Genomic DNA, 23,703 nt, shown 5'->3' on the forward strand with positions numbered 1-23,703 from the left:
TTATGGATTCAAAATGGTTCTTAATTTGTTTTTGATACGGTTCATCTTAACTCTGGCATTTACTTCTGTAATCCCCAGTGTTTCAGAAATTTCCATATAATTTTTATCTTCCAAGTACATAAAGACCAAGGCCTTGTCAATATCTCCTAACTGCCTAACTGCCTTGTACATCAACTTAAGCTGTTGTTCCTCCGTCTCATCGTATTCGTCGGCTTTTATTTTATAAATTACAGACTCATAGTCCTGCGTGTCAACACGTCGCTTAGACTTTCTATACAATGTAATGGCCGTATTCAACGCAACCCGGTACATCCAAGTACTAAATTTGGCTTCGCCCCTAAATTTTGGATAGGCCTTCCACAGCTGAATGGTTATTTCCTGAAACAAATCGTTATGAGAATCGCGGTCGTTTGTATACAACGTACAGACCTTGTGAACAATGTTTTGATTGTCCTGCAGTTCCGTCACAAATTGATGTTCCAGCTCTTTATTCACGCTTGGTTGGTAGTTCTTACGAGATAAGTGTGTACAGGGTTCTTTTTGTTACAACAAAAAGGAAGTTTTTATTGTTACATAGCCGCCAGTAGCCAGTAGCCAGTAGCCAGTAACCAGTAGACAGTAGCCATTAGCAGTAACCGTTCGACTTTACTAATTTCTATAGTCCAACGCCGGTGACCGTTCACCCAGCAAAGGAATATATTTAAAATCCGTTCCTCTTCGGTCCACGAATTCTTTCCTGGCCTCACTGACTAATTGTTTGTTCTTGAATAGATCAATAGCCGTAAGTGTTAGTGTTTTTGCCGCTATCATCATTCCCTTGTTGCCTATAGAGGTTCCGCCCGCCGCAACGGCCTGCCAGCTATGCGCGGGAGTACCTGGCACCCACGTAGAGGCGCTCATACCTACCGTGGGTACAGCAAAACTAACATCTCCAACATCCGTTGAGCCAAAAGCTTTTGCTTCCGTTTTATAAGGCTGTATCTTTTTAGCGGTATCACTGTCAACACCGTCTTGGCCTAAACTCTTGGCAATTTTATCCGCGAATATCTTTTCTTCAGGCGTGTACTCCATGCCACCGATTTTGGATAGATTATCGTGCATTAATTTTTGTAATGTCAGGTTCGGCAGTAGTTCATGGGTTCCGCCGATCATTTCATAATCCATAGTCGTACCTGTACCTAAAGCGGCTCCTTCGGCAGCTTTAACGATACGGTCAAAAATCTCGATGACTACATCCCTCGTATTGTGGCGCGCATAGTAATACACTTCTGCAAAATCTGGAACTACGTTCGGAGCTTTTCCGCCATCTGTGATTACATAATGAATTCTGGCTTTTTCAGGGATGTGCTCTCGCATCATGTTCACCATCATGTTCATGGCCTCCACGCCATCTAAAGAGGAGCGACCCATTTCTGGAGATGCCGCGGCATGGGCGGATACACCGTAAAAACGAAATTTAGCCGATTTATTGGCCAACGCAGCTCCCGCACTGGCCGCATTTTGAGCTCCGGGATGCCAATGAAGGGCAACATCTACATCATTAAAAAGTCCTTCTCGTACCATGTAGACTTTTCCAGAACCACCTTCTTCGGCAGGAGTTCCATAAAAACGAATGGTCCCTTGCATCTTATTGGCCTTTAGCCAGTCCTTGGTAGCGATTGCGGCAGCAGTAGAGGCCGTGCCGAACAGGTGATGTCCACAGGCATGCCCCGCTACTTTTCCGGCTGATTTTTTTTCGGCTACTGCTTGTTGGGATAATCCGGGCAAGGCATCATACTCGCCCATAATCCCGATTACGGGATTTCCACTACCATATTCCGCAATAAAGGCCGTAGGTATTCCGGCAACGCCTGTTTTTATGGTAAAGCCTTCATCTTCCAGTGTTTTTTGAAGTAAAGCAGAACTTTTAACCTCTTGATAACCCATTTCGGCCAAACCCCAAATCTCTTGAGCTATGTTGGCATAGGTCTCGCTTTTGGCATCTAATCTTTTTAAAACATCATCCGTTGTTTTTTGAGCCTGTACGGTATACTGGGATACGAGTAAGAAAACTAAGATGTAAAGGGATTTGTACATTTTTGTTGGTATTTGAAATTAGCTTCTAAATATACTAAAAACCCCATATTCTTTTTTCAATGGAAGAAGGTTTGTTTAATTTTGTACGTAAGATTTAAATTATGAACATACCGCAGTCCAATTATCCAAGAATCGTTATTGTGGGAGGTGGTTTTGGCGGCATTTCCTTAGCTCAAAAACTAAGTAAAAAAGAAGTTCAGGTAGTGCTTCTGGATAAAAACAACTATCACACTTTTCAGCCTTTATTATATCAAGTTTCTACGGGTGGTCTGGAACCGGATTCCATTGCCTATCCTTTACGTAAGGTTTTGATCGGTTATGATAATTTCTTCTTTAGACTTGCTGAGGTAAAGGAAATACAGCCAGAAAAGAAGGTGTTAAGTACTTCCATAGGGGAAGTGAGTTATGATTATTTGGTTGTTGCCACCGGCTCGGAGACCAATTTCTTCGGGAACAAAGAGTTAGAAAAAAATGCGATGGCAATGAAATCCATTCCGCAATCCTTAAACCTTAGAAGTCTGATTCTCGAAAATTTTGAACAAGCCCTTTTAACGGACGATTACCATGAGCGAGATGCCCTAATGAATTTTGTTATTGTGGGTGGCGGACCAACAGGTGTGGAATTGGCAGGCGCCTTGGCCGAAATAAAAAAGGGAATTCTACCTAAGGATTATCCTGATTTGGATACGCGGAGGGCACAAATCAATTTAGTACAGGGAGGCGACCGACTTCTAGATGCCATGAGTGCTAATGCTTCTGAAAAATCAGAACAATTTTTAGAAAAACTGGGCGTGCAAGTTTGGAAAAACACTAGAGTTACCGGCTACGATGGTAAAACGGTAACCACCAAAACCGATTTAACCTTTGACACGGCGACCCTTGTTTGGGCGGCCGGTGTAATGGGAGCAACGATTAAGGGTTTAGATGCAAAAGAATTACTGGCCGGCGGTAACCGATTGAATGTGAACGAATTTAATCAGGTAGAAGGATATCCCGAGATATTTGCCATTGGTGATATTGCCTGCATGCAAAGTGAGGATTATCCAAGAGGGCATCCTATGATGGCACAACCGGCCATACAGCAAGGAAAGCATCTTGGTGAAAACCTGGTGCGTTTAATAGATGGAAAATCCCTGAAACCTTTTTCCTATCTGGATAAAGGCAGTATGGCAACAGTAGGTAGGAATAAAGCGGTGGTAGACTTGAAAAACCTTAAATTTCAAGGGGTTTTTGCTTGGTTCGTTTGGATGTTCGTGCACCTATTTTTCTTGATAGGCTTTAGAAATAGGGTAGTGGTCTTTGTAAATTGGGTGTATAATTATGTGCGCTTTGACCGTGAAGCAAGACTAATCATTAGGCCTTTTAAAAGAAATTATAGTCAATTCAAAGATTAGTCAATTGTATACAGCATGGCATGATAAGGGCGTACTTTAAATACGCCGTCTTTTACATGTACTACGGCATCATCGTTTGCCAAGAGTAATTTTGCATTCTGACCCTTGAACTGCTCTAAAGTTAGTATTTCCCGTTCCCTAGAAAAACTAAGAAGAATTAAATATTTGTCTTCTTCTAAAGTTCTCGTGTAGGCATAAACCCGTTCATTGTCCGGTGCAAGGAGTTCATAACTCCCATAGATGAGGGCTAAATGATCTTTCCTGATTTGAACCATTTTACGGAAATAGTTCAAAACCGAGCCCCTATCATTTTCCTGTGATGCTACATTGATACCTTCTGCATAGTTATCGTTTACCTTGATCCATGGTTTTTCGTCTGAAAATCCCGCATTTTTAGAGGTGTCCCATTGCATGGGGGTTCTAGCATTATCTCTACTGGCATCTTTTTCATTTTCGATAAAAGCAGATACATCTCCACCTACATTCTTAACGCTTGCATATCTGTTCAGGGTATTAATGTCCTTGTAATCGGTAATATTTTGAAATCTAATATTCGTCATACCTATTTCTTCTCCGTAATAAAAATAGGGAGTGCCCCTCATGGTCAATAAAAACGTTTGAAGCATGGTCGCGGAGTTGTACCAATGTGTTTTGGAATCGTCTCCCCATCTACTTACACTTCTGGGAAAATCGTGATTGTTAAGATACATACTACCCCAGCCTTTTTCAGAAAAAACAGCATCCCAATCGGTATGTATTTTTTTAAACTCCGTAAGTTTCCATTTATCTTTTCGCATCATGAAAACTTCGTCTCCATCGCGGTCTAGGGACATCAAATCAAAATGGAAAAACATGTTCAGTTCCTTTCGGTCTTCGTCTACAAAGTCCAATGCGTTTTTTAAAGTAACTCCTGGAGCTTCTCCAACCGTCATCACATCATACTTAGAAAGTACTTCGTTGTTCATTTCATTGAGGTATTCGTGTAAATTTGGTCCGTTAGCATAAAAGGGGACAAAGTTTCCCTCGTATTCCTGGGGAAGCTCTGGGTAGTTCGTGTCTTTTGAAATAAAGGATATTACATCCATACGGAAACCATCTACGCCTTTCTCGAACCAAAAACGCATGGCATTGTATACTTCTTCCCTAAGTTTTGGATTCTCCCACTTTAAATCGGGTTGCTTCTCGGAAAAGTAATGCAGGTAGTATGCATTGGTGGTCTCGTCATATTTCCATGCATTGCCCTCCACATCAAAATAACTCCACCTTTTTGGCGGTATGCCTTTTTCGGCTGGCCACCAATGGTAATAATCCCTAAAAGGATTATCCCTGGACTTGCGAGATTCTACAAACCATTGGTGTTCATCGCTACTATGGTTAACCACAAGGTCCATGACGAGTTTTAGACCTCTTTGCTTCATTTCTTCAAGAAGCTGGTCAAAATCTTCCATGGTTCCAAACTCGGACATAATACCTCTGTAGTCACTTATGTCGTAACCGTTATCATCGTTTGGTGAGGTGTATACCGGGTTGAGCCAAATAATGGTCACCCCTAGGCTTTTTATATAATCCAAACGCTTAATTATACCCTGTAAATCACCTATTCCGTTACCTGTAGTATCCTGAAAACTTCTAGGGTAGATTTGATATACGATACCTTCTTTCCACCACAATCTTTCTAAATGCTCTTTCAATTCGGCCAATTTTTTTATAAATATATTGTTTTGGTTATTAAAAAAAGAGAATCAAAAAGGATAAGCGACACTATAACGATGGAGTTGTTTTCTTATGAATGTTAAATACAGTATAATCTCGTTAAATGATTCATAAAAATGGATAGTCGTTTTATTTTTTAGAATAGCTTTAAAGTGGTTGAACTTCTAAAAAGGGCTTATGTGGAAAATACATTCTTTTCTCTGTTTGTTTGTCATTTTACAATATGGCTTCTCGCAAAACCGGGAGAACGCTTCGGCAATATCGGATGCTGAACCGAAATTGACACGCTCTACTTTTTCGTATCCCTTATTTTTAGATGATGAAGAGCATAGCTCTTTTTTGGTAAGGTATAGGCTCTCCGATAAGACCAGCGCAGAACTAAGAACCTTTTACGATACCTATAGAGCTACAAATCGTGTACGTTCCAATTTTCGGTTTAAACAGTGTTTGAACAAGAAATTATACCTGTACTCAGGACTGGAAATAGAAGCGGAGATAAATAAATATCCTCATGTAAAACAACAACCACCAAGAGTAGGACTCATTAATGGTCTGGGCTATGAGGTAAACAAAAGTTTTGTGATAGAAGGTGGATCAAATATTCAGATAAACAATTCTCCTATGGGTGTTTTTGGTGAACGCGATATTCCAATGCCGCAAGTTTATACGCTAGGCGGTAAAATCAAATTTTGAAGGCTATTTTCTAGGATGAAATTTATTCATCACTTCAGCTAAGTGACTCCTATCAACATGCATATATACCTCCGTTGTAGTAATACTTTCGTGTCCTAACATTTGTTGTATAGACCTAAGGTCTGCCCCATTTTCCAATAAATGCGTCGCAAAGGAGTGTCTAAAGGTATGTGGACTTATATTTTTGCGAAGCCCTATGTGCTCAGCCAAATCCTTGACTATGGTAAACACCATGGCACGTGTAAGCTGTTTACCTCTTCTGTTCAGAAAAAGAATATCTTGAAAACCCTCTTGGATTTTTAGGTGAATACGAACCTCGTCTTTGTAAATATTGATATATTTTTTATTGATGTTGCTTATGGGCACAAACCTTTGTTTATTGCCTTTGCCGGTAACTTTGATAAAGTCTTCTTCAAAATAAAGGTCGGAAATTTTGAGTCCGATTAGCTCCGAAACACGTAGGCCACAGCCGTATAATGTTTCTAACATTGCTCGGTTTCGTTCTCCTTCTTTCTTACTTAAATCAATGGCGGCAATGAGTTGGTTTATTTCGTTTTCTGAAATCGTATCTGGAAGCTTACGTCCAATTTTTGGAGACTCTATGAGGTCTAAGGGATTGTTGTCCCGGTAATCCTCAAAGACCAAATAGATGAAGAAACTTTTAAGTCCGGAAATAATACGCGCTTGGGACCTGGGATTAACCTCTTTAGCAATTTCATAAACAAAGCGCTCCACCGTGTCTTTATGAATGTCCAAGGGAGAATCTTTTAACTTATTGGTCTCAAGAAATTTCACTAATTTCTCTATATCCCAAACATAGTTTTTTATAGAGTTATCCGCTAACCCTCTTTCTATTTTAAGGTAGGATTTAAAGTCTTTTAGGGCATGTTCCCAATTCATTGACCAATAGTTGTTTTCTAAAAAATTTGACTATTATTTAGGAAAGATAGGTCGAAAATTACAAATGCAAAGCCTCTGAATAATAAAGATTTATATCTTTAACGCTTCAATCTAAAACACACTTTAAAATGAAAAAATTACTATTTGTTACGGTATTACTCTCCTTAATGGCCTATAAATCAAAGGCTCAGGATGGAATGAGGTTTGGAGCAAAAGCAGGACTTAATGTTTCCTCTTTGGGTGGCGATGCTGTTTATAGCTACGACGCTAAATTAGGATTCCACGCCGGCGGCGTGCTGGAAATTCCTTTTTCAGACAAGATAATCATCCAACCGGAAGCGCTTATCTCTTTACAGGGAAGTGGTGGCTTTTTTCAGGATGATTTAAATTTTGTGTATTTGTCCATTCCTGTCGTTGCCAAGTATAATGTGTGGGACGCCTTGTATATTGAGGCCGGACCACAAGTGGGTCTTCTACTATCCAATAATTTAGATGGAAATACTTTTGGTACGGGTCAGAATTTTGATGAGACGAACGGGCTAGACCTTGGGCTCACCGTTGGCGCAGGGTATCGTTTAAATGAAAATTTTTACTTCCAAGCTAGGTTTGCTGCGGGCTTTATAAACGCTATTGAGGATGTCACCTCCAAAAATAGAGTTTTTCAAGTATCGGCAGTATATTTTTTCTAAACTAGGATGAGATTATTTAGAAAAGCGAGAGGTGTACCTCTCGCTTTTTTTGATGTGGAGGATAGTCGAGGTTTAAAATGTTCTGATGTTTGCGTGGGGATAAATGTTGACTTTCTTTCTAATGCTTGGAGGTCATTCACCAGTATTCTAATTCTGTTTTCTTCATAAAATGAGTGTTTTACAACGAAATTCAGGGCGATTACAACTTTTATTATCAGACCGTGATTAAGGTGTTATGTTTACATGACAATCAAACCTATAAAATCAAATGAAAACATTTTATATAGCCATCTGTCTCTTGGTCGCTTCTTTTTCAGCTGAAGCGCAAATAGACAGAACTAATTTTAGGGCTGGCGTCAACGCCGGACTCGTGGTAGGCGATTTTTCCGAAGCTTACAGTCTTACATTAGGTGTAGATATTTATCAACATTGGGGTGTGTCAAAAGAACTGGACTTAGGAATCGCCACAGGTTTTTCCAATGCCTTTGGAGAAAAGGAATCTTCTTCGGTTGGTGGTGTAACCGTCCAAACCGAATTTGACAATGCACAGTTCATTCCGGTTGCCGGGTCCTTACGCATTTATCCAACTTCCGGGTTTAAGATAGGTGCGGACGTGGGATACGCCATTGGCCTCAATGAAGGTAATGATGGCGGCTTTTACTATAGGCCAAGTATGGGCGTAGATGTAAGTGGAGGTTCCACCGAAATAAATGTTTCCTACTTTGCCGTTAATGGAGATGTTAATTTCTCCACAGTACTTTTAGGGTTTCTCATTCTATTCTAAAAGCACAAGCTTGCTGCTGTCGCTTTCTCTAGCATAATTATTTAGTATTTTTGATGACAGGATATGCTTTATAGGTCTTTGGCAATAAGATTGAAGCGTTTGTTCTAATTCTAGATAATAACAGAAGCGATTTATATGAAAATCATCATCATTAACGGACCCAATCTAAACCTTTTAGGCAAACGTGAACCAGAAGTTTATGGGGATAAAACCTTTGAAGACTATTTTGCCGAGCTTCAATTTAAGTTTAAGGAGGTACAACTAGAATATTTTCAATCTAACATAGAGGGAGAGCTAATTTCCAAACTACAGGAGACAGGTTTTTCCTATGACGGTATTGTTTTAAACGCAGCATCTTACACCCACACCTCGGTAGGTATAGGCGATGCGGTAAAAGCTATAGAGACTCCCGTCGTTGAGGTGCATATTTCCAATACCCATAAAAGAGAAGACTTCAGACATGTTTCGTATATTTCTTCTGGTGCAAAAGGCGTAATTCTTGGCTTTGGTCTTCAGAGCTATAATTTAGCCATACAAAGTTTTTTATAGCCCTACGCTTATTCAATGGTTGGTTTTTGAAATACGTCCAAACAGGACTATTTCTACGTAAATAAAGAAAGCCTATAGCTATGAAAAGGATTATTGCACCCATCTCATTTGCTTTATTGGTCCTATTTTCCTGTAGCAAGGACGAGGACAATAAACTTGTTCCGCTTCCCGAGGGCGCCGTAAGTTTGGTAAACGCGTTCCCCAATTTAGAATTTTCGAGACCTTTGGACTTCCAAAGCCCGGACGACGGTACCAATCGTATTTTTGTAGCCGAACAAGGAGGAAGTATCAAGGTTTTTCCAAATGATGAAACTACGCAGGCAAGCACTACTTTTTTAGATTTGGAAAACCGAACTGTTAGTACCGGTGAACTGGGTCTTCTTGGTTTTGCATTTCATCCCAATTACAGCTCTAACGGCTTCTTTTACGTGACCTACACGCCAACAGAAGATATGGCATTGGTCTCAAGGTTTCAAGTTTCCGGTGCTTCCGATGATATCGCGGACGTAGCTAGCGAAACAATTTTATTACGGATTCCTCAACCAGAAACAAACCATAACGGAGGGCAATTAGCCTTTGGTCCGGATGGTTACTTATATATTGCTTCGGGTGATGGTGGAGGAGGAGGTGACCCCCAAGGTAACGCTCAAAATTTAGAGAACCTGCTAGGTGCAATTTTAAGAATTGATGTGGACTTTCCGGGGTCGGAAGCTAACTACAGCATTCCCTCCGACAATCCATTTGTGAATATGAATAATGCAAGAGGGGAGATTTATGCCTACGGTCTTCGTAATCCGTGGCGTTTTAGTTTTGACGAACAAACCAAAAGTATATGGACCGGCGATGTGGGTCAAGGAGAAATGGAAGAGATAAATATCATAGAAAAAGGCGGTAATTACGGTTGGAACATTCTAGAGGGTACCTCCTGTTTTGGCTCGGACACTTGTGATGGTGCTAATACGATTGCACCTGTTTTTGAATACAACCACAATGCCAATGACAGGTCAATAACAGGCGGTTATGTGTATAGAGGAGATGAGGTTAGTACTTTGAAAGGATATTACATTTATGGCGATTTTATCTCAGGGCGCATATGGGCTTTGGACAGTAATCTAAACGGTAGTCCTAGTAATCAGCTTTTGGTAGAATCTGGTTTAAATATCTCTTCTTTCGGTACGGATAATGCCAAAGAAATCTATGTCTGTAGTTTCGATGGACAAATTTACAAGTTTAAGGAAACCGAATAACCGCTATTCTTCTCTTAAATATTTTTCTTCCACGTAGAACGTCGCAAAAGGTAATAGTGAAGCTATTCCGAAAATAATGAAGCGTTTTATCCCCCATTTTTTGTTAAAACAGACGAGAAGGGCTAGCGCTATGAAGGCAATAAATAAAACCCCGTGCGCATAGCCCACTACCTTATTGGGACCAGGAATTTCTGCCCAATATTTCAAGGGCATGGTTACCCCAAAAAGGGCTAGATATGAGATACCTTCTAAAATGGCCGTGGCCCTAAAAGCTTTTAATAACATAGTATGCGAATAAAATAAGTATGAATATCGAAAAAATTAGGCCAAGAGCGGTTAATTCGAAACCGTCCTTGTTAGAATCGTCCGCATCCCATCTCAATGGATTTTCCTAATTTTCGGCTTCATAAAATTATAAATGAATTACCTCGTCATAGGCATCTGCCACTGCTTCCATCACGGCCTCACTCATCGTAGGATGTGGGTGTACGGCCTTTAAAACCTCATGACCGGTCGTTTCCAACTTACGGGCTACAACCGCTTCTGCAATCATATCGGTAACACCAGCACCGATCATATGGCACCCAAGCCATTCACCGTATTTGGCATCGAAAATTACTTTCACAAAACCGTCAGAAGTTCCGGCGGCTTTGGCCTTTCCACTAGCCGAAAAGGGAAATTTACCAACCTTGATATCCAGTCCTTGTTCTTTTGCTTGTTTTTCTGTGAGTCCGACAGAGGCAATTTCAGGCGTGCAATAGGTACATCCAGGTATGTTTCCGTAATCTAGGGCTTCCACATGCATCCCTGCTATTTTTTCAACACAAAGTATACCTTCGGCCGAGGCAACGTGGGCTAAGGCCTGTCCAGGGGTAACGTCACCAATGGCATAGTATCCCGGTATATTGGTCTGGTAGAAATCGTTTACTATGATCTTATCCCTATCGGTAGCGATACCTACATCCTCTAATCCTATATTTTCAATATTAGTCTTGATACCCACTGCAGACAGGACAATATCAGCTTCCAATACTTGTTCTCCTTTAGCAGTCTTTACGGTAGCTTTCACACCTTCACCCGAAGTATCTACAGAAGTTACTTCCGCAGACGTCATAATTTTAACCCCTGATTTCTTGAAGCTACGTTCCAATTGTTTGGAGATGTCCTCGTCTTCTACGGGGACAATATTCGGAAGGTATTCTACCACGGTAACCTCGGTACCCATGGCGTTATAGAAATAGGCGAACTCTATACCTATGGCGCCACTACCCACAACAATCATCTTCTTGGGTTGGTCGGCCAAGGTCATTGCCTCCCGGTAACCAATTATTTTTTTTCCGTCCTGTGGTAAACTCGGTAATTCCCTACTACGGGCTCCTGTAGCTACTATGATATGATCCGCAGAGTATTCCGCAGGTTCTCCGTGCTCTCCTTTAACCACCACCTTTTTTCCAGGCATTAGTCGGCCGAACCCATTAATAACCTCGATTTTGTTCTTCTTCATTAAGAATTGCACGCCTTTACTCATGCCATCGGCCACATTTCTACTTCTTTTCACCACGGCATCAAAATCCTTATCAACACCTTCGGCCTTAAGTCCATAATCACCGGCATGTTGAAGATATTCAAAAACCTGAGCTGACTTTAATAAAGCTTTAGTTGGGATACAACCCCAGTTTAAACAAACTCCACCAAGGTTTTCCTTTTCTATAATTGCTGTTTTAAGACCTAGCTGAGAAGCTCTAATAGCAGTAACATAGCCACCTGGGCCACTACCTAAAACAATAACATCGAAAGTGCTCATATTTTTAATTTTAAATGTTTAAAGCGATTCTTTTTGAAAGCGCTGCAAAAATACAAAACCAAACCTGAAGGACAATTATCCTATTTGAAATTAAAACTAAGGATTTTGTGATTTTCACTCATTTAAATCTGTACCAAACTTTTCTTTGTTAAAAGAAACCGATCCGCCCTTTGGTATGGACAGGGAAATCCAGTCTTTTCCTTTCCGCATCTTTCCTAAAAGCACAATTTGCCCTACATGGTTTGCATAATGTGCAAGCTGTCTGTTGATAGCTTCTACCAACGTATGTTCTTCATTCCTAATCTTGATCTTCTGATTGAAATTAGACTCGCTTACTTGATCAAGCGCGTGGAAAAGACAATCCCAACCACTGTTCCAAAGGACAATGGTCTCTGATTTGGATACAGGAGGGAGGGTAAATTCTTTTTCGCGAAAACGCCATTTTTTCTCACCATCTTCGGTCAGAAAATTTGTCCATCTGCTGCGCATATTACCCACCATGTGCTTTACGATTACAGCAATGGAGTTATCGGTAGCTGCGTAAGCCCATTGTAAATCGTCTTCTGAAAGTTGTTCAAAAGTTCTGTCGCCCAATGTTTTGTAGCGCTCAAATTCAAAACGAGCACTTTCGATATAGTTTTGGGCAAATTCCATTACAGGCGGTATTCTTAGTTTTCCGGAACGAATTTAAGTGCAACCCCGTTGATACAGTGCCTTTCGCCCGTAGGTGCAGGACCATCCTCAAAAACATGACCTAGGTGTCCGCCGCAAGTAGCACAATGCTCTTCCGTTCTCTTATAGCCTATTTTATAATCTACGTCGTAGGCTACATTACCTTCAATTTCTTCATAAAAACTGGGCCATCCCGTACCGGAATCAAATTTTGTGGCACTTTTGAATAATGGCGTATCACAGCCTGCACAAACATAAACGCCTTCTTTTTTATTGTCTAGGAGGTCACTAGTGAAGGGGTTTTCTGTGGCCGCTTTTCTTAGCACATAGAACTGCGCATCGGTGAGTTCTTTTTTCCATTCCGCTTCGGTTTTCTGAACGGCAAATTCTTTGACGTTCTGGCTTTCATTTTTTGCCATTTCTCCCTTCTCTTGGGAAACACCTTTGCAGCTAGCTGCAAATATTAGTAAAATGATCAAGGCATTTAATTTCATAATTATATTTTTTTACTTCGTCTTTTCTTTTATCAATTCCTTTCAAATTTAAGTTACTTAAAAGGATACTACTGTTAAGTTTTCTATAAAGGCGCTATTTTTTGGTATAAAAAAGCCTCACGAACTCGTGAGGCTTTTACTAGCTTCGTATGCTTTTTTTAATTCATTTTTATTTTTTTAATCTGTGTTTCTGAAATTCCTAAGCTTGACATTAAGGATGACATGCTAGACGTATCCATTTTACCACTTGAAGCACCCACCGCTGGTATGATGGCAATCCTAAAAAGTTGATTATCTGTAAAATTCTCGTTCAGATTAACTAAATCGAAATCACCATCAATCAAAACAACCACATCTCTCAAAGTATGTGAGGAGACATATTGTATGATACCTTCGTTCAAGAAGAAGTTTTGAGGAATTAATCCCCACGAATCTTCTACGGCACCATCATTAAATTCTACCGGACCATCATACCTATAAACTAAAATGATATCTTCCTTTAATACTTCAAAGTTTGTAAATTCTAAAAAGTCAAATGCGGTTTCCCAAATATTTTCTGAGTCTATGTAAGTAAGGTCAACCCCATCAACTTCAAATATCTGGGCTTGTATGCCATCCTCGCCATCTAAGCCATCCCTACCCGGTGGACCTTGTATTCCATCAAACCCTGGAGGTCCTTGTGGGCCTTCACAGGCGATGAATAATAAAGCGAATAAACAACCTAGTACTAAACTTAATTTTTTCATGATGTATTGATTTTTTTGGTTTACTATTTCCTTAATAACCTGAGTGTTTTCAAAAAGCGTTCCATTTTCGTAATTTGAAAAATAAATTGAGATATTTAATTGGATGTAATCAAGTAAAACTACTAAATTCTACTCCTTAATTTAAAGTTGATTAGATTTACCGCAAAATTAATATACACATGTCTAAAGTTATTGTCCATTCTTTGTTCACGGATTTTGATATTGACCTCTTTAAGGGAGGAAAGCACTATCGTCTTTATGATAAACTAGGTTCACATCCTACAAAAGTAGACGGTGTAGAAGGTACTTATTTTGCGGTCTGGGCCCCTTCCGCCAAATCGGTATCCGTTGTTGGGGATTTTAATTTTTGGGATGCAAGTACACATCAATTGAATGTGCGTTGGGATTCCAGTGGCATATGGGAAGGTTTCATCCCCGCTGTAGGTTCCGGGGATATTTATAAATATAAGATACAGTCCAACAACAATGATATTTGGACAGAAAAAGCAGACCCTTTTGCAAGACAATGTGAACATCCGCCTAAGACGGCATCCGTTATTTGGAATTCCGATTATAAATGGAAGGATAAGGCCTGGATGGGTTATCGAAAGGAAAAAAACGGATTGGATAGACCTTACTCCGTTTATGAAGTGCATTTAGGTTCTTGGAAAAGAAACAAAGATGGAGATTTTTTAACCTATAAGGAGCTGGCCAAGGATTTGGTTGGTTACGTTAAAGAAATGGGATATACCCACGTTGAGTTCATGCCAATAATGGAATATCCGTACGATCCTTCTTGGGGATATCAGCTAACCGGATATTTTGCGCCTACTTCTAGATTTGGTAGTCCAGAGGATTTTAAATTATTGGTAGATGCTTTTCATCAAAACGATATTGGTGTAATCCTGGACTGGGTTCCATCACATTTTCCTGAGGATGCTCACGGACTAGGGTTTTTTGACGGTTCTAACTTATATGAACATCCGGATAGGAGAAGGGGTTATCACCCAGATTGGAAAAGTTTAATCTTCAATTACGGAAGAAACGAGGTAAGGGCATTTTTGATAAGTAATGCACTTTTTTGGTTAGAACAATTTCATGTAGACGGATTACGTGTAGATGCCGTGGCCTCTATGCTTTATTTAGATTACTCTAGAGAAGAAGGCGAATGGGAAGCTAATATGTACGGGAATAATGAAAACTTGGAAGCCATGTCCTTTATTAGGGAGCTCAACCAAGAAATATATTCCAGTTTTGATGGAGTACAGACCATTGCGGAAGAATCAACGGCCTTCACCGGAGTTTCCAAACCGGTAAACTTAGGAGGTTTGGGTTTTGGAATGAAATGGATGATGGGTTGGATGCACGATACGCTAGAATATTTCAAAAAAGAACCGATATACAGAAAACACCATCAGAACGATTTGACTTTTAGTATGACGTATGCCTTTACGGAAAACTTTATGCTGCCTTTTTCACACGATGAGGTAGTGTACGGAAAGCAATCTTTGGTGTATAGGATGCCCGGTGACGAATGGCAGCGGTTCGCCAATTTAAGATTACTCTTTGGCTACATGTTCACGCACCCTGGCACTAACATTATGTTTATGGGCGGCGAATTCGGACAAACGGCAGAATGGAATTTTCAACAAAGTTTAGATTGGCATTTGCTGCAATATGACGGACATTCTGGTGTGCAACAATTTGTTAAGGATTTAAATGCCACATATAAAAATTATCCAGCGCTTTACGAAAAGCAGTTTAGCCCGGAAGGTTTTCAATGGATCGATTATGGAGATCATGAGAATTCTGTTCTAACTTATATCAGAAAAGGACATGATGAAAAAAATGACCTCATAATTGCCTGTAATTTCACTCCTATTCTAAGAGAAAAATATAAGATTGGAATTCATAAAAAGGGGAAGCTTAAAGAAATTCTTAATAGCGACGCAAAAGAATATGGCGGAGGGGGAAATTTCAACACTTCCATAAAAACTGTGAAAAAAGCATGGCACGGGTATAATAATTCGGCAGAAATCACCATTCCCCCGTTAGGAATTGTCATTATAAAGTAACTTTCTTTTCCTAAATCGTTATAGTTTGTAATTGCTCGGATAATATTTCGTGCTTCCGTGTTATTGTGCTTCTTTTGCTATTGATTTAAAATAATTAATCAATGATTACAAATACAGAATTAGAATATAAGGGTAATCTTTACCCCAACCAGATAGTTGATTTTAAACAAGATACCGACAAACTTTACTTTACTACGGAAAATGGGGTTATTTTACAAGTAACTATTTTGCGAGGAAGTTTAATACGTTTTAGGTACGCGACCAATTACGTTTTTGAACCAGACTTCTCATACGCTATAGATCCAGAAGCTACGCTGGGTTATAGTAGTCTGGAAGTAGAGGAGAATGATACGGAATATATCATTAAAACCGCTAGAGTTCATGTTCTAGTGGATAAAAAATCCCTACGAACCCAGATATCGGATTTAGACGGAAATATCATCAACGAAGATGAAATAGGTTTTCACTGGGAAGAAAACTATGAGTATGGCGGTAATACCGTTAAGATGAGTAAAATTACCCAGACCGGTGAGAGTTTTTACGGCATGGGAGATAAGGCAACACATAGTAATCTTAAGGGAAAGCGCATACACAATTGGGTAACCGACCAATATGCCTATGGCAAAGACCAAGACCCCTTATATAAGGCTATACCTTTTTACGTGGGGCTTCATAAAGGACGTGCGTATGGAATATATTTTGATAATACGTTTAAGACCCATTTTGATTTTGCCCATGAAAGGAGAAATACTACTAGTTTTTGGGCCGATGGTGGCGAGCTGAACTATTATTTCTTTTACGGTCCGGAAATGTCTAAAGTGGTGGCTGCATATTCAAATTTAACGGGTACTCCGGAACTACCTCCAATGTGGGCTTTGGGATATCATCAATCTAAATGGAGCTATTACCCGGAAAGTAATGTGAAGGAAATTACAAAGCAATTTAGGGACCTTAATATTCCCTGCGATGCTATCTACCTGGACATTGATTATATGGATGGGTTCAGATGTTTTACCTGGGATAAAAAATTGTTTCCGGATCCTAAAAGAATGATCGGTGAGTTGGAAGAAGACGGTTTTAAAACCGTTGTAATGATAGACCCGGGAATAAAAATAGATAAGGAGTATTGGATTTATAAAGAGGCATTGGAAAAGGGTTTTTTCTGCAGTAGGGGAGATGGTCCTCTAATGCGCGGGAAAGTGTGGCCTGGAGATTGTAATTTCCCCGATTTCACCAATCCTGAAGTTCGGGAATGGTGGGCAGAACTTTACAAAGAATTTATGTCCGATCTGGGGGTACATGCCGTTTGGAACGACATGAACGAACCAGCCGTAATGGAAGTACCGTCCAAAACTGCCCCGTTGGATACAAGGCACGATTACGATGGTCATCCCTGTACACATAGGAAGGCACATAATATTTATGGCATGCAGATGGTTAGGGCTACCTACGAAGGTGTTAAAAAATATGTATATCCTAAGAGGCCTTTTGTAATTACAAGAGCGGCTTTTTCCGGCACACAGCGCTATTCCTCGACCTGGACCGGGGATAATGTTGCAACTTGGGAACATTTGTGGATTGCCAATGTGCAAATGCAGCGTATGTGCATGAGCGGTTATTCGTTTGTAGGTTCCGATATTGGTGGCTTTGCCGAACAACCGAATGGTGAGTTGTTTGCTAGATGGGTACAACTTGGTATTTTTCATCCTTTCTGTAGGGTACATTCTAGTGGTGATCATGGTGATCAAGAGCCTTGGTCTTTTGGTACCGAGATTACGGACATCGTAAGGAAGTTCATAGAGATAAGATACCAACTATTACCTTACTTATATACCATGTTCTATAAATACAGTAAGGAACAGAAACCAATGCTACAGCCCTTGGTACTTTTTGATCAGGAAGACGCACAGACCCATTTTAGGACAGATGAATTCATATTTGGAGAACAAATACTGGTTTGTCCTATTCAAGAACCGAATGCCAAGGGTAGAAGAATGTACATACCAAGAGGTAAATGGTATGATTTTTGGACCGAGGAACTCGTTGAAGGTGGTAAAGAAAGTTGGGTTACGGCAGATCTGGACAAGGTGCCTGTCTATATTAAGGAAGGTGCGATCATCCCTAAATATCCCGTACAGCAGTACGTAGGCGAATTAAAGATAGAGGAACTTATTTTAGATACGTATTACAAATTGGGTGTTGAGACCTCCGAGGTGTATGAAGACGCAGCTGACGGATATGATTATAAAAAAGGAAGATATTCCTTCCGTAATTTTAAATTTACGGGAAAAGAAAAGTCCGTGACCGTACAGCAGTTTAAAGATGGTAGTTTTGTTACGGAATATGAAACGTTGAAATTTAATTTTCATGGCCTCCCATTTAAAATAGCCAAAATTGAGGTGGACAATGAAGAGGTTTCCTTAAAATCGGTAAAACCAAATGGCGAACAGAGTTTGCATATAGACAAAAACTTTACGCTGTTGCACATCACGGGAAAATAAAAATTTTGTATTTTGTCCGATGCTAAACACACATAATATGAAAAAAATAATTTTAATAATCACCCTTTTTATAGGCGTTTCAGGATGTAAGGTAAATCCTTTTACTGGCCAGAAAACCTTGAATTTTTATCCTAATAGTCAGATTTTTCCAATGGCTTTTGCTCAGTATGACCAGTTTTTGGGAGAAAACAAAGTCATTACCGGTACCAAAGAGGCGAACATGATTACAAGAACAGGTCAGCGCATTTCCGCTGCAGCGGAAAGATGGTTGGCCGCAAACGGATATCCTGGTTACCTAAGCGATTACAAATGGGAATATAACCTGGTACAGGACGATGCTGTCAATGCTTGGTGTATGCCAGGTGGTAAAATTGTTTTTTATACAGGTATTCTGCCTATAACACAGACAGAAACGGGCGTAGCCGTGGTTATGGGTCATGAAGTTGCTCACGCTTTGGCGGATCATGGAGCACAACGTATGAGTGCTGGGATGATGCAACAGCTTGGTGCAGTTGCCGGTAATATTGCTATCAAAGACCCAAAGACCAGAAACATATTTAATCAGGCCTATGGGGTCGGTTCTCAGGTCGGTGTTATGCTACCTTTTAGTAGAGGTCATGAAACAGAAGCGGACCGTATTGGTCTGCAGATTATGGCCATTGCCGGTTATGACCCTTATGAGGCTGCTGAGCTTTGGAAACGTATGAAAGCCAATAGTGGTGGACAAGCCCCGCCAGAATTCATGAGCACACACCCTTCTAACGACACTAGGATTAATAACCTTACGGTTTGGGCTCCGGAAGCCGCGGCCGAAGCTGCCAAATTTGGTGTTACGGAATTTAAATAAAGTCCAATACGAGTTTTATTGTATATTGAAGCCGCTCTTAACATGAGAGCGGCTTTTATTTTTTAGTATGACCAGAACTTTAGCGATTAAAGGGAGTAAAAAATTATTGAACGCTTGGGCCTTTTATGATTGGGCGAACTCGGTATATAGTCTTGTAATTGCGTCTGCTATTTTCCCCATTTTTTATGGAGCCCTATTTCGAGTGGCAGAAATAGAAAAAGTGGTTGTTTTTGGAGGAGAGATTGCCAGAGCTCCTTTAATAAGTTATGTTACTTCTGCCGCCTTTGTTTTTATAGCGATCATTACCCCTTTAATTTCAGGTGTTGCCGATTATCTGGGTAATAAGAAGGTGTTCATGAAATTTTTCTGTTATCTCGGAGGCGTATCCTGTATTGGACTTTACTGGTTTTCCTTAGAAAATATTTATATAGGTCTCCTTTGCTACTTCTTTGGACTGGTAGGTTTTTGGGTCAGCTTCGCTATAAATAATTCGTATCTGCCAGATGTAGCCTTTCCAGAACAACAAGACAGGATAAGCGCAAAAGGGTTTTCCATGGGTTACATAGGTAGCGTCATCTTGCTTTTATTTAACCTTGCCATGGTGATGAAACCCGATTTTTTCAACATAGTGTCTGATGAAGGTGGTATCGCCGAAGTGAAAGCAATGAAGTACTCCTTTGTATCCGTTGGTATTTGGTGGATTATCTTTGCCCAATACTCTTTTTATCACCTACCTAAGGGTCATAGAAAAGAAGGAGAGCGTACCAATGTTATCTTAAACGGATTTAAAGAGCTTAGGGATGTCTGGCACCAATTGGGTGAGCAGATAAAGCTAAAACGGTATTTGGTCGCTTTTTTTGTTTACAGTATGGCGGTGCAGACCGTGATGTTGATTGCTACCTACTTTGGGGAGGAGGAAATAGCCTGGGGTACGGATAGCGAAAGAACTACAGGACTTATTGTAAGTATTTTGGTTATTCAGATTGTGGCTATTTTAGGAGCCACGGTGACTGCATGGGCGTCCAAGAACTTTGGTAATATCAAAACACTTATTGTAGTAAATGCATTATGGATTATTATTTGTATCTACGCCTATTTTGTAATAACACCCATGGATTTTTATATTGCTGCCGGATGTGTAGGTATCGTTATGGGTGGTATTCAAGCATTATCGAGATCTACATATTCCAAGTTTTTGCCCGAAACCACAGACACTACCTCTTTCTTCAGTTTTTATGACGTTGCGGAGAAAATAGGAATCATTATAGGAACTTTCTTATATGGTTTTGTAGCGCAATTTACGGGGAGCATGAGAAATGCCATTATCTTTTTGGGCTTATTTTTTCTTATTGGTATGTTATTACTCACTCGGGTAAAGGACAAATAAAAAAGCCCCTTAAAAAAGAGGCTTTCCCAGTTGTTGATTGTTCGTGTTTTTGATGTTATCCTTTTGAAATATCTCCTGACCCTGAGGTTTTAGTGTCTAGTTTTTCCGGATTTCCCTTATAGGTAATATCCCCGGACCCGGAAACTCTCGCTTTGAGCATTTTATTGGCAGTTACCTTAATATCCGCGGAACCTGAGACAGTGGCATTCACATTATCCGCCTCAAGTTCAAAAGCCTTGATATCACCACTTCCAGAAATAGTAGCTTCAAAATCAGAAGTTCTTCCGCTGAAAGTAATATCACCTGAACCGGACATGCTCGCGTCTACAGATTTAGCCTCTACATCCAAGGTAATATCCCCAGAACCGGACATAGATGTACTCAAACGGTCCGTTTTGATGGTCTTTTTACCAACGATATCACCTGAACCTGAGAGCGCTATTGAACTTACTTGCTCAACAGGAACGGTAATTCTTATTCCGCTGTTCCAATTGGAAGGTTTTAGGTTAACACCCTTTTCCGTCTTAAGAACCAATTTTCCGTTTTTCACTTCGGTTACAATGTACTCTAAGAGATTAGATTCTCCTTCAATAGTTAATTTCCCTTCCTCACCTTCTATCAAATCCACATCAAACCATCCTGAGACCGCTATGGCATCATAGTCGCCCGTTGAGCGGTCTATGGTTACCGTGTTTCCGTTTCCTTTTACTTTTTTACCCCATTGCGCGGAACAGGAAACCGTTAATGCTAATACTACTGCTAGTGTTGTTAAATTTTTCATTTTGTGTTGATTTTAATTGTTTTTTGATTGTTATTTTTTTGTAAAACTTATGCCTCCGTATTCACTGTTCAAGGTAATCATATTACCGCTATCCTTGCTGCCATAAAAACCTTCGTAATGTTTTGAAGAGGATTTTTCAGTACTGATATTGATGTCAAAATCCTCCTTACCGCTAACACCGGCATATCTAGTGGTGATATCAAAATTGAAGTGATACGCTGAATGATAACCTATTTTAATACCCGTGTAGTCTGATTTTATGGAGACATTTCCTGCATCTTGGGCCAATTCGTTAATCCTAATAGAGCCATAATCCGAGGTAATATCGACGTTGCCATGTATTTCCCCTAGTTTAACCGTAATATAGTCACCATTTCCGAGCACATTGTTGGCTTCACCTACTTCAATACTACCGTAATCGCTGGTATAGTCTAGATTTTCCATTTTGTCAATACTGGCATTCGTATAGTCTGCGTTCACTTTTAAATTTCCGGCCTTTCCTATAGTAAAACCTGAATAATCCGCTCTTATTTCTCCACTATTAATAAAACCGATTGTGGATTTTGAAGTATAGTCAAAATTAAGTTGATTGTTTCTACCTCTTAATTCGCCTATTTCTATTCTACCATAGTCGCAATTGATTTTCGCATGACCATCTACACGATCCAGGATGATATTGCCATAATCATTGTCTAGGTTAACACTGTTCTTTATCGGTACTTTTATGGTGTAATTGATTTGCATATTTACATTGTTGTTCTTACCCCAATTCCAACCCCAATTATTTTTCTTTTCTCCATAGGTAGTTCTTGCATAGACAACACTTTTGCTAGCTTCAAAATTAACTGAAATTTCATTTAACTTCTGTTGTACTTTCTCCTCATTATTACCATTGGTCTTAATGTGAACTTCAATAACCACTCTATTTTCGTTCCAGGAAGTAATATTGAGGTTCCCGTAATTATTGTTCACTTTTAGTAACGCGTCTACGTTTACACTAAACTCTTTTTTAATGGTTTTTTCCTTGGTGTGTTTTCCTCTGGGCTTACCATCATTGGCAAGGATCAATCCCGGACTTGCCAGTATTAAAATGGTAAGGTATTTAAATAGTAAAGTTTTCATCATTATAGTTTTTTAAATTTTTAATTGTTTCAATTTGGTTAAGGACATCATTTAATAGATCGATCCTAGTCTGAAAATTGGTAATCATAGCGCTTAGAATTAGTTTGCTATTTCCTCCCTTCAATAATTCTCCTTCTAATTTGTTGTAATCCATTTCCAAACTCTTAAGTTGGTCCATGGTATCTGCCACGATTTTCTGAGTCTCCGGTGAACTTTCTGCTTCTAATGCTTTTACCTGCTCTTGAATAAGACTTGCAAAATGAAATTGTGCGTTGGAAACTTCCGGTGAAATCTTTGCGACACGTTCGTCAACACTCGGTTCGGTGTTGTTAATACCGTAAAAAATACCAAAGGCCAAGACAATAGAAGCCGCTATGGATAAGGGTTTCCACCAAAATGTTTTCTTTTGGCTAATACTAGCAGTTCCTTGGGCTTTATTTAGTTTGGCCAGAAAACGCTGTTCGTGCCCGTTATCCGGCTCCTCAAAATCGAAAGAACCCGTAATATTTTTCAAGAATTCGTCTCTATAATCTTTTTCCATTAGTTCGCAATTAAAAGTTGTTTTCTAAGGCTTTCCTTAGCCCTGGAAATTGTTGTTCTGCAGTTTGCATAACTTAAGTTCATAATGGTACCAATTTCTTCATAGTCGTAACCTTCTATTAAATGTAAGGTCAAAGAAATTCTGTAATTATCTTTCAAACTTTTCATGGTTTCCATCACTTTTTGAGCCTTTTGTTCCGTAAACACATGATCTGAAGCAATTCCGTCATTATCTTCGACCTTGTACATTAAATCATCTAATGCAACTTCATTTTTCTTCCGTTGCTTTTTGTAATGATAAATACTGTTGTTTACTACAATTCGCTTTAGCCAGGCACCAAAGGCTACTTCACCTTTGAAAGTATGCAGTTTCGTAAACGCGTTAAGAAACGATTCTTGCATAATATCCTCCGCCTCCGCGCTGTCTTTTACAATTCGTACGGCCGTGTTGTACATGGCTTTGTAGTACCTGTTGTAAACTTCTAGCTGTGCACTTTGTTTTCCTAGCATGCACGATTGCAGTAATGCATCAATATGTACTTTTTTTTGGCTCAAAAAGTGATTGGTTTGTTATAGAGATGAAACAATTTACAGATTGTTACAGTTTGGTGATAAGGTAAGAATGTATTTTATCGAATTTAATTGATTTTCATCGATTTAAGATAATAAATACATGCCTTCTTATGGGA

The 23,703-nt window shown here is 39.7% G+C and carries 23 protein-coding genes; 10 read left to right on the top strand and 13 right to left on the bottom strand.

What is annotated here, in order from left to right; genetic code table 11:
- Together EJ994_RS02135 and EJ994_RS02140 are read right to left on the bottom strand one after the other, a co-directional pair.
- Positions 1-495 (bottom strand): RNA polymerase sigma factor, encoded by a 495-nt coding sequence (locus tag EJ994_RS02135; RefSeq protein WP_099574416.1) that lies wholly within the window; start codon positions 493-495, stop codon positions 1-3.
- Positions 496-648: 153 nt separating this feature from the next.
- Entirely contained in the window at positions 649-2,076 is a 1,428-nt protein-coding gene (locus EJ994_RS02140) for an amidohydrolase (RefSeq protein WP_126590997.1), read from the bottom strand.
- Positions 2,077-2,177: 101 nt separating this feature from the next.
- On the opposite strand from EJ994_RS02140, the gene EJ994_RS02145 reads away from it, so the two are divergent.
- Positions 2,178-3,470 (top strand): NAD(P)/FAD-dependent oxidoreductase, encoded by a 1,293-nt coding sequence (locus tag EJ994_RS02145; protein WP_099574418.1) that lies wholly within the window; start codon positions 2,178-2,180, stop codon positions 3,468-3,470.
- Here the strand turns inward: EJ994_RS02145 and EJ994_RS02150 are convergent.
- Entirely contained in the window at positions 3,467-5,161 is a 1,695-nt protein-coding gene (locus tag EJ994_RS02150; protein WP_126590998.1) for a glycoside hydrolase family 13 protein, read from the bottom strand. The genes EJ994_RS02145 and EJ994_RS02150 overlap by 4 nt on opposite strands.
- A 199-nt stretch (positions 5,162-5,360) precedes the next feature.
- On the opposite strand from EJ994_RS02150, the gene EJ994_RS02155 reads away from it, so the two are divergent.
- The gene (locus EJ994_RS02155) at positions 5,361-5,876 is read left to right on the top strand and encodes a hypothetical protein (protein ID WP_126590999.1); all 516 of its coding nucleotides are present in this window, start codon (positions 5,361-5,363) and stop codon (positions 5,874-5,876) included.
- Between the two features lie 3 nt (positions 5,877-5,879).
- Here EJ994_RS02155 and xerD read toward each other — a convergent pair whose 3' ends face one another.
- Positions 5,880-6,776 (bottom strand): site-specific tyrosine recombinase XerD, encoded by an 897-nt coding sequence (gene xerD, locus EJ994_RS02160; protein ID WP_126591000.1) that lies wholly within the window; start codon positions 6,774-6,776, stop codon positions 5,880-5,882.
- 128 nt (positions 6,777-6,904) lie between these two features.
- On the opposite strand from xerD, the gene EJ994_RS02165 reads away from it, so the two are divergent.
- The 4 genes from EJ994_RS02165 to EJ994_RS02180 all read left to right on the top strand — a co-directional run bounded on the left by EJ994_RS02165 (position 6,905) and on the right by EJ994_RS02180 (position 10,045).
- The gene (locus EJ994_RS02165) at positions 6,905-7,465 is read left to right on the top strand and encodes a porin family protein (protein WP_126591001.1); all 561 of its coding nucleotides are present in this window, start codon (positions 6,905-6,907) and stop codon (positions 7,463-7,465) included.
- 268 nt (positions 7,466-7,733) lie between these two features.
- On the top strand, positions 7,734-8,249 hold the full coding sequence (locus EJ994_RS02170; RefSeq protein ID WP_126591002.1) for a hypothetical protein: 516 nt from the start codon (positions 7,734-7,736) through the stop codon (positions 8,247-8,249).
- Between the two features lie 135 nt (positions 8,250-8,384).
- On the top strand, positions 8,385-8,798 hold the full coding sequence (gene aroQ, locus EJ994_RS02175) for a type II 3-dehydroquinate dehydratase (protein ID WP_126591003.1): 414 nt from the start codon (positions 8,385-8,387) through the stop codon (positions 8,796-8,798).
- A gap of 80 nt (positions 8,799-8,878) precedes the next feature.
- Positions 8,879-10,045 carry a PQQ-dependent sugar dehydrogenase gene (locus EJ994_RS02180; protein WP_126591004.1) on the top strand — a complete coding sequence of 389 codons (1,167 nt, stop codon included), beginning with the start codon at positions 8,879-8,881 and terminating at the stop codon, positions 10,043-10,045.
- Between the two features lie 3 nt (positions 10,046-10,048).
- Here the strand turns inward: EJ994_RS02180 and EJ994_RS02185 are convergent, their stop codons facing one another.
- The 5 genes from EJ994_RS02185 to EJ994_RS02205 form a co-directional block, all read right to left on the bottom strand.
- Positions 10,049-10,330, bottom strand: a complete 282-nt coding sequence (locus EJ994_RS02185) for a DUF3817 domain-containing protein (RefSeq protein WP_099574425.1) — start codon at positions 10,328-10,330, stop codon at positions 10,049-10,051.
- Positions 10,331-10,457: 127 nt separating this feature from the next.
- Positions 10,458-11,849, bottom strand: a complete 1,392-nt coding sequence (gene lpdA / locus EJ994_RS02190) for a dihydrolipoyl dehydrogenase (RefSeq protein WP_126591005.1) — start codon at positions 11,847-11,849, stop codon at positions 10,458-10,460.
- A gap of 114 nt (positions 11,850-11,963) precedes the next feature.
- Entirely contained in the window at positions 11,964-12,503 is a 540-nt protein-coding gene (locus tag EJ994_RS02195) for a DUF1572 family protein (RefSeq protein ID WP_126591006.1), read from the bottom strand.
- Positions 12,504-12,517: 14 nt separating this feature from the next.
- Positions 12,518-13,015, bottom strand: a complete 498-nt coding sequence (gene msrB, locus EJ994_RS02200; RefSeq protein ID WP_126591007.1) for a peptide-methionine (R)-S-oxide reductase MsrB — start codon at positions 13,013-13,015, stop codon at positions 12,518-12,520.
- Positions 13,016-13,173: 158 nt separating this feature from the next.
- Positions 13,174-13,761: a collagen-like protein gene (locus EJ994_RS02205; protein ID WP_126591008.1), complete on the bottom strand. Its 588-nt coding sequence runs from the start codon at positions 13,759-13,761 to the stop codon at positions 13,174-13,176.
- Between the two features lie 179 nt (positions 13,762-13,940).
- Here EJ994_RS02205 and glgB point away from each other — a divergent pair, with 179 nt between their 5' ends.
- The 4 genes from glgB (at position 13,941) to EJ994_RS02225 (ending at position 20,571) form a co-directional block, all read left to right on the top strand.
- The gene (glgB, locus tag EJ994_RS02210) at positions 13,941-15,836 is read left to right on the top strand and encodes a 1,4-alpha-glucan branching protein GlgB (protein ID WP_126591009.1); all 1,896 of its coding nucleotides are present in this window, start codon (positions 13,941-13,943) and stop codon (positions 15,834-15,836) included.
- Positions 15,837-15,937: 101 nt separating this feature from the next.
- On the top strand, positions 15,938-18,337 hold the full coding sequence (locus tag EJ994_RS02215) for a glycoside hydrolase family 31 protein (RefSeq protein ID WP_126591010.1): 2,400 nt from the start codon (positions 15,938-15,940) through the stop codon (positions 18,335-18,337).
- Positions 18,338-18,374: 37 nt separating this feature from the next.
- Positions 18,375-19,184 (top strand): M48 family metallopeptidase, encoded by an 810-nt coding sequence (locus EJ994_RS02220; RefSeq protein WP_099574432.1) that lies wholly within the window; start codon positions 18,375-18,377, stop codon positions 19,182-19,184.
- 67 nt (positions 19,185-19,251) lie between these two features.
- Complete coding sequence (locus EJ994_RS02225) at positions 19,252-20,571, top strand: MFS transporter (RefSeq protein ID WP_126591011.1); 1,320 nt, start codon at positions 19,252-19,254, stop codon at positions 20,569-20,571.
- 55 nt (positions 20,572-20,626) lie between these two features.
- Here the strand turns inward: EJ994_RS02225 and EJ994_RS02230 are convergent, their stop codons facing one another.
- The 4 genes from EJ994_RS02230 to EJ994_RS02245 are packed head-to-tail and all read right to left on the bottom strand — an operon-like array spanning position 20,627 to position 23,569.
- Positions 20,627-21,352, bottom strand: a complete 726-nt coding sequence (locus EJ994_RS02230; RefSeq protein WP_126591012.1) for a head GIN domain-containing protein — start codon at positions 21,350-21,352, stop codon at positions 20,627-20,629.
- A gap of 30 nt (positions 21,353-21,382) precedes the next feature.
- On the bottom strand, positions 21,383-22,474 hold the full coding sequence (locus EJ994_RS02235; protein WP_126593630.1) for a hypothetical protein: 1,092 nt from the start codon (positions 22,472-22,474) through the stop codon (positions 21,383-21,385).
- A complete protein-coding gene (locus EJ994_RS02240; RefSeq protein WP_126591013.1) occupies positions 22,455-23,015 on the bottom strand; it encodes a hypothetical protein in 561 nt (186 codons plus the stop codon). The genes EJ994_RS02235 and EJ994_RS02240 overlap by 20 nt, the downstream gene beginning before the upstream one ends.
- Positions 23,015-23,569, bottom strand: a complete 555-nt coding sequence (locus tag EJ994_RS02245) for an RNA polymerase sigma factor (protein ID WP_126591014.1) — start codon at positions 23,567-23,569, stop codon at positions 23,015-23,017. Before EJ994_RS02245 ends, EJ994_RS02240 begins: the two co-directional genes overlap by 1 nt.
- Positions 23,570-23,703 lie beyond the last annotated feature (134 nt).

It is taken from the genome of Maribacter sp. MJ134 (assembly GCF_003970695.1).
GTDB lineage: Bacteria > Bacteroidota > Bacteroidia > Flavobacteriales > Flavobacteriaceae > Maribacter.

Coding starts and splice junctions, on each gene's coding strand:
- EJ994_RS02140 (WP_126590997.1), bottom strand. CDS start 2,076: ATGTACAAATCCCTTTACATCTTAGTTTTCTTACTCGTATCCCAGTAT.
- EJ994_RS02145 (WP_099574418.1), top strand. CDS start 2,178: ATGAACATACCGCAGTCCAATTATCCAAGAATCGTTATTGTGGGAGGT.
- EJ994_RS02155 (WP_126590999.1), top strand. CDS start 5,361: ATGTGGAAAATACATTCTTTTCTCTGTTTGTTTGTCATTTTACAATAT.
- xerD (WP_126591000.1), bottom strand. CDS start 6,776: ATGAATTGGGAACATGCCCTAAAAGACTTTAAATCCTACCTTAAAATA.
- EJ994_RS02165 (WP_126591001.1), top strand. CDS start 6,905: ATGAAAAAATTACTATTTGTTACGGTATTACTCTCCTTAATGGCCTAT.
- EJ994_RS02170 (WP_126591002.1), top strand. CDS start 7,734: ATGAAAACATTTTATATAGCCATCTGTCTCTTGGTCGCTTCTTTTTCA.
- aroQ (WP_126591003.1), top strand. CDS start 8,385: ATGAAAATCATCATCATTAACGGACCCAATCTAAACCTTTTAGGCAAA.
- EJ994_RS02180 (WP_126591004.1), top strand. CDS start 8,879: ATGAAAAGGATTATTGCACCCATCTCATTTGCTTTATTGGTCCTATTT.
- EJ994_RS02185 (WP_099574425.1), bottom strand. CDS start 10,330: ATGTTATTAAAAGCTTTTAGGGCCACGGCCATTTTAGAAGGTATCTCA.
- lpdA (WP_126591005.1), bottom strand. CDS start 11,849: ATGAGCACTTTCGATGTTATTGTTTTAGGTAGTGGCCCAGGTGGCTAT.
- EJ994_RS02195 (WP_126591006.1), bottom strand. CDS start 12,503: ATGGAATTTGCCCAAAACTATATCGAAAGTGCTCGTTTTGAATTTGAG.
- msrB (WP_126591007.1), bottom strand. CDS start 13,015: ATGAAATTAAATGCCTTGATCATTTTACTAATATTTGCAGCTAGCTGC.
- EJ994_RS02205 (WP_126591008.1), bottom strand. CDS start 13,761: ATGAAAAAATTAAGTTTAGTACTAGGTTGTTTATTCGCTTTATTATTC.
- glgB (WP_126591009.1), top strand. CDS start 13,941: ATGTCTAAAGTTATTGTCCATTCTTTGTTCACGGATTTTGATATTGAC.
- EJ994_RS02215 (WP_126591010.1), top strand. CDS start 15,938: ATGATTACAAATACAGAATTAGAATATAAGGGTAATCTTTACCCCAAC.
- EJ994_RS02220 (WP_099574432.1), top strand. CDS start 18,375: ATGAAAAAAATAATTTTAATAATCACCCTTTTTATAGGCGTTTCAGGA.
- EJ994_RS02225 (WP_126591011.1), top strand. CDS start 19,252: ATGACCAGAACTTTAGCGATTAAAGGGAGTAAAAAATTATTGAACGCT.
- EJ994_RS02230 (WP_126591012.1), bottom strand. CDS start 21,352: ATGAAAAATTTAACAACACTAGCAGTAGTATTAGCATTAACGGTTTCC.
- EJ994_RS02235 (WP_126593630.1), bottom strand. CDS start 22,474: ATGAAAACTTTACTATTTAAATACCTTACCATTTTAATACTGGCAAGT.
- EJ994_RS02240 (WP_126591013.1), bottom strand. CDS start 23,015: ATGGAAAAAGATTATAGAGACGAATTCTTGAAAAATATTACGGGTTCT.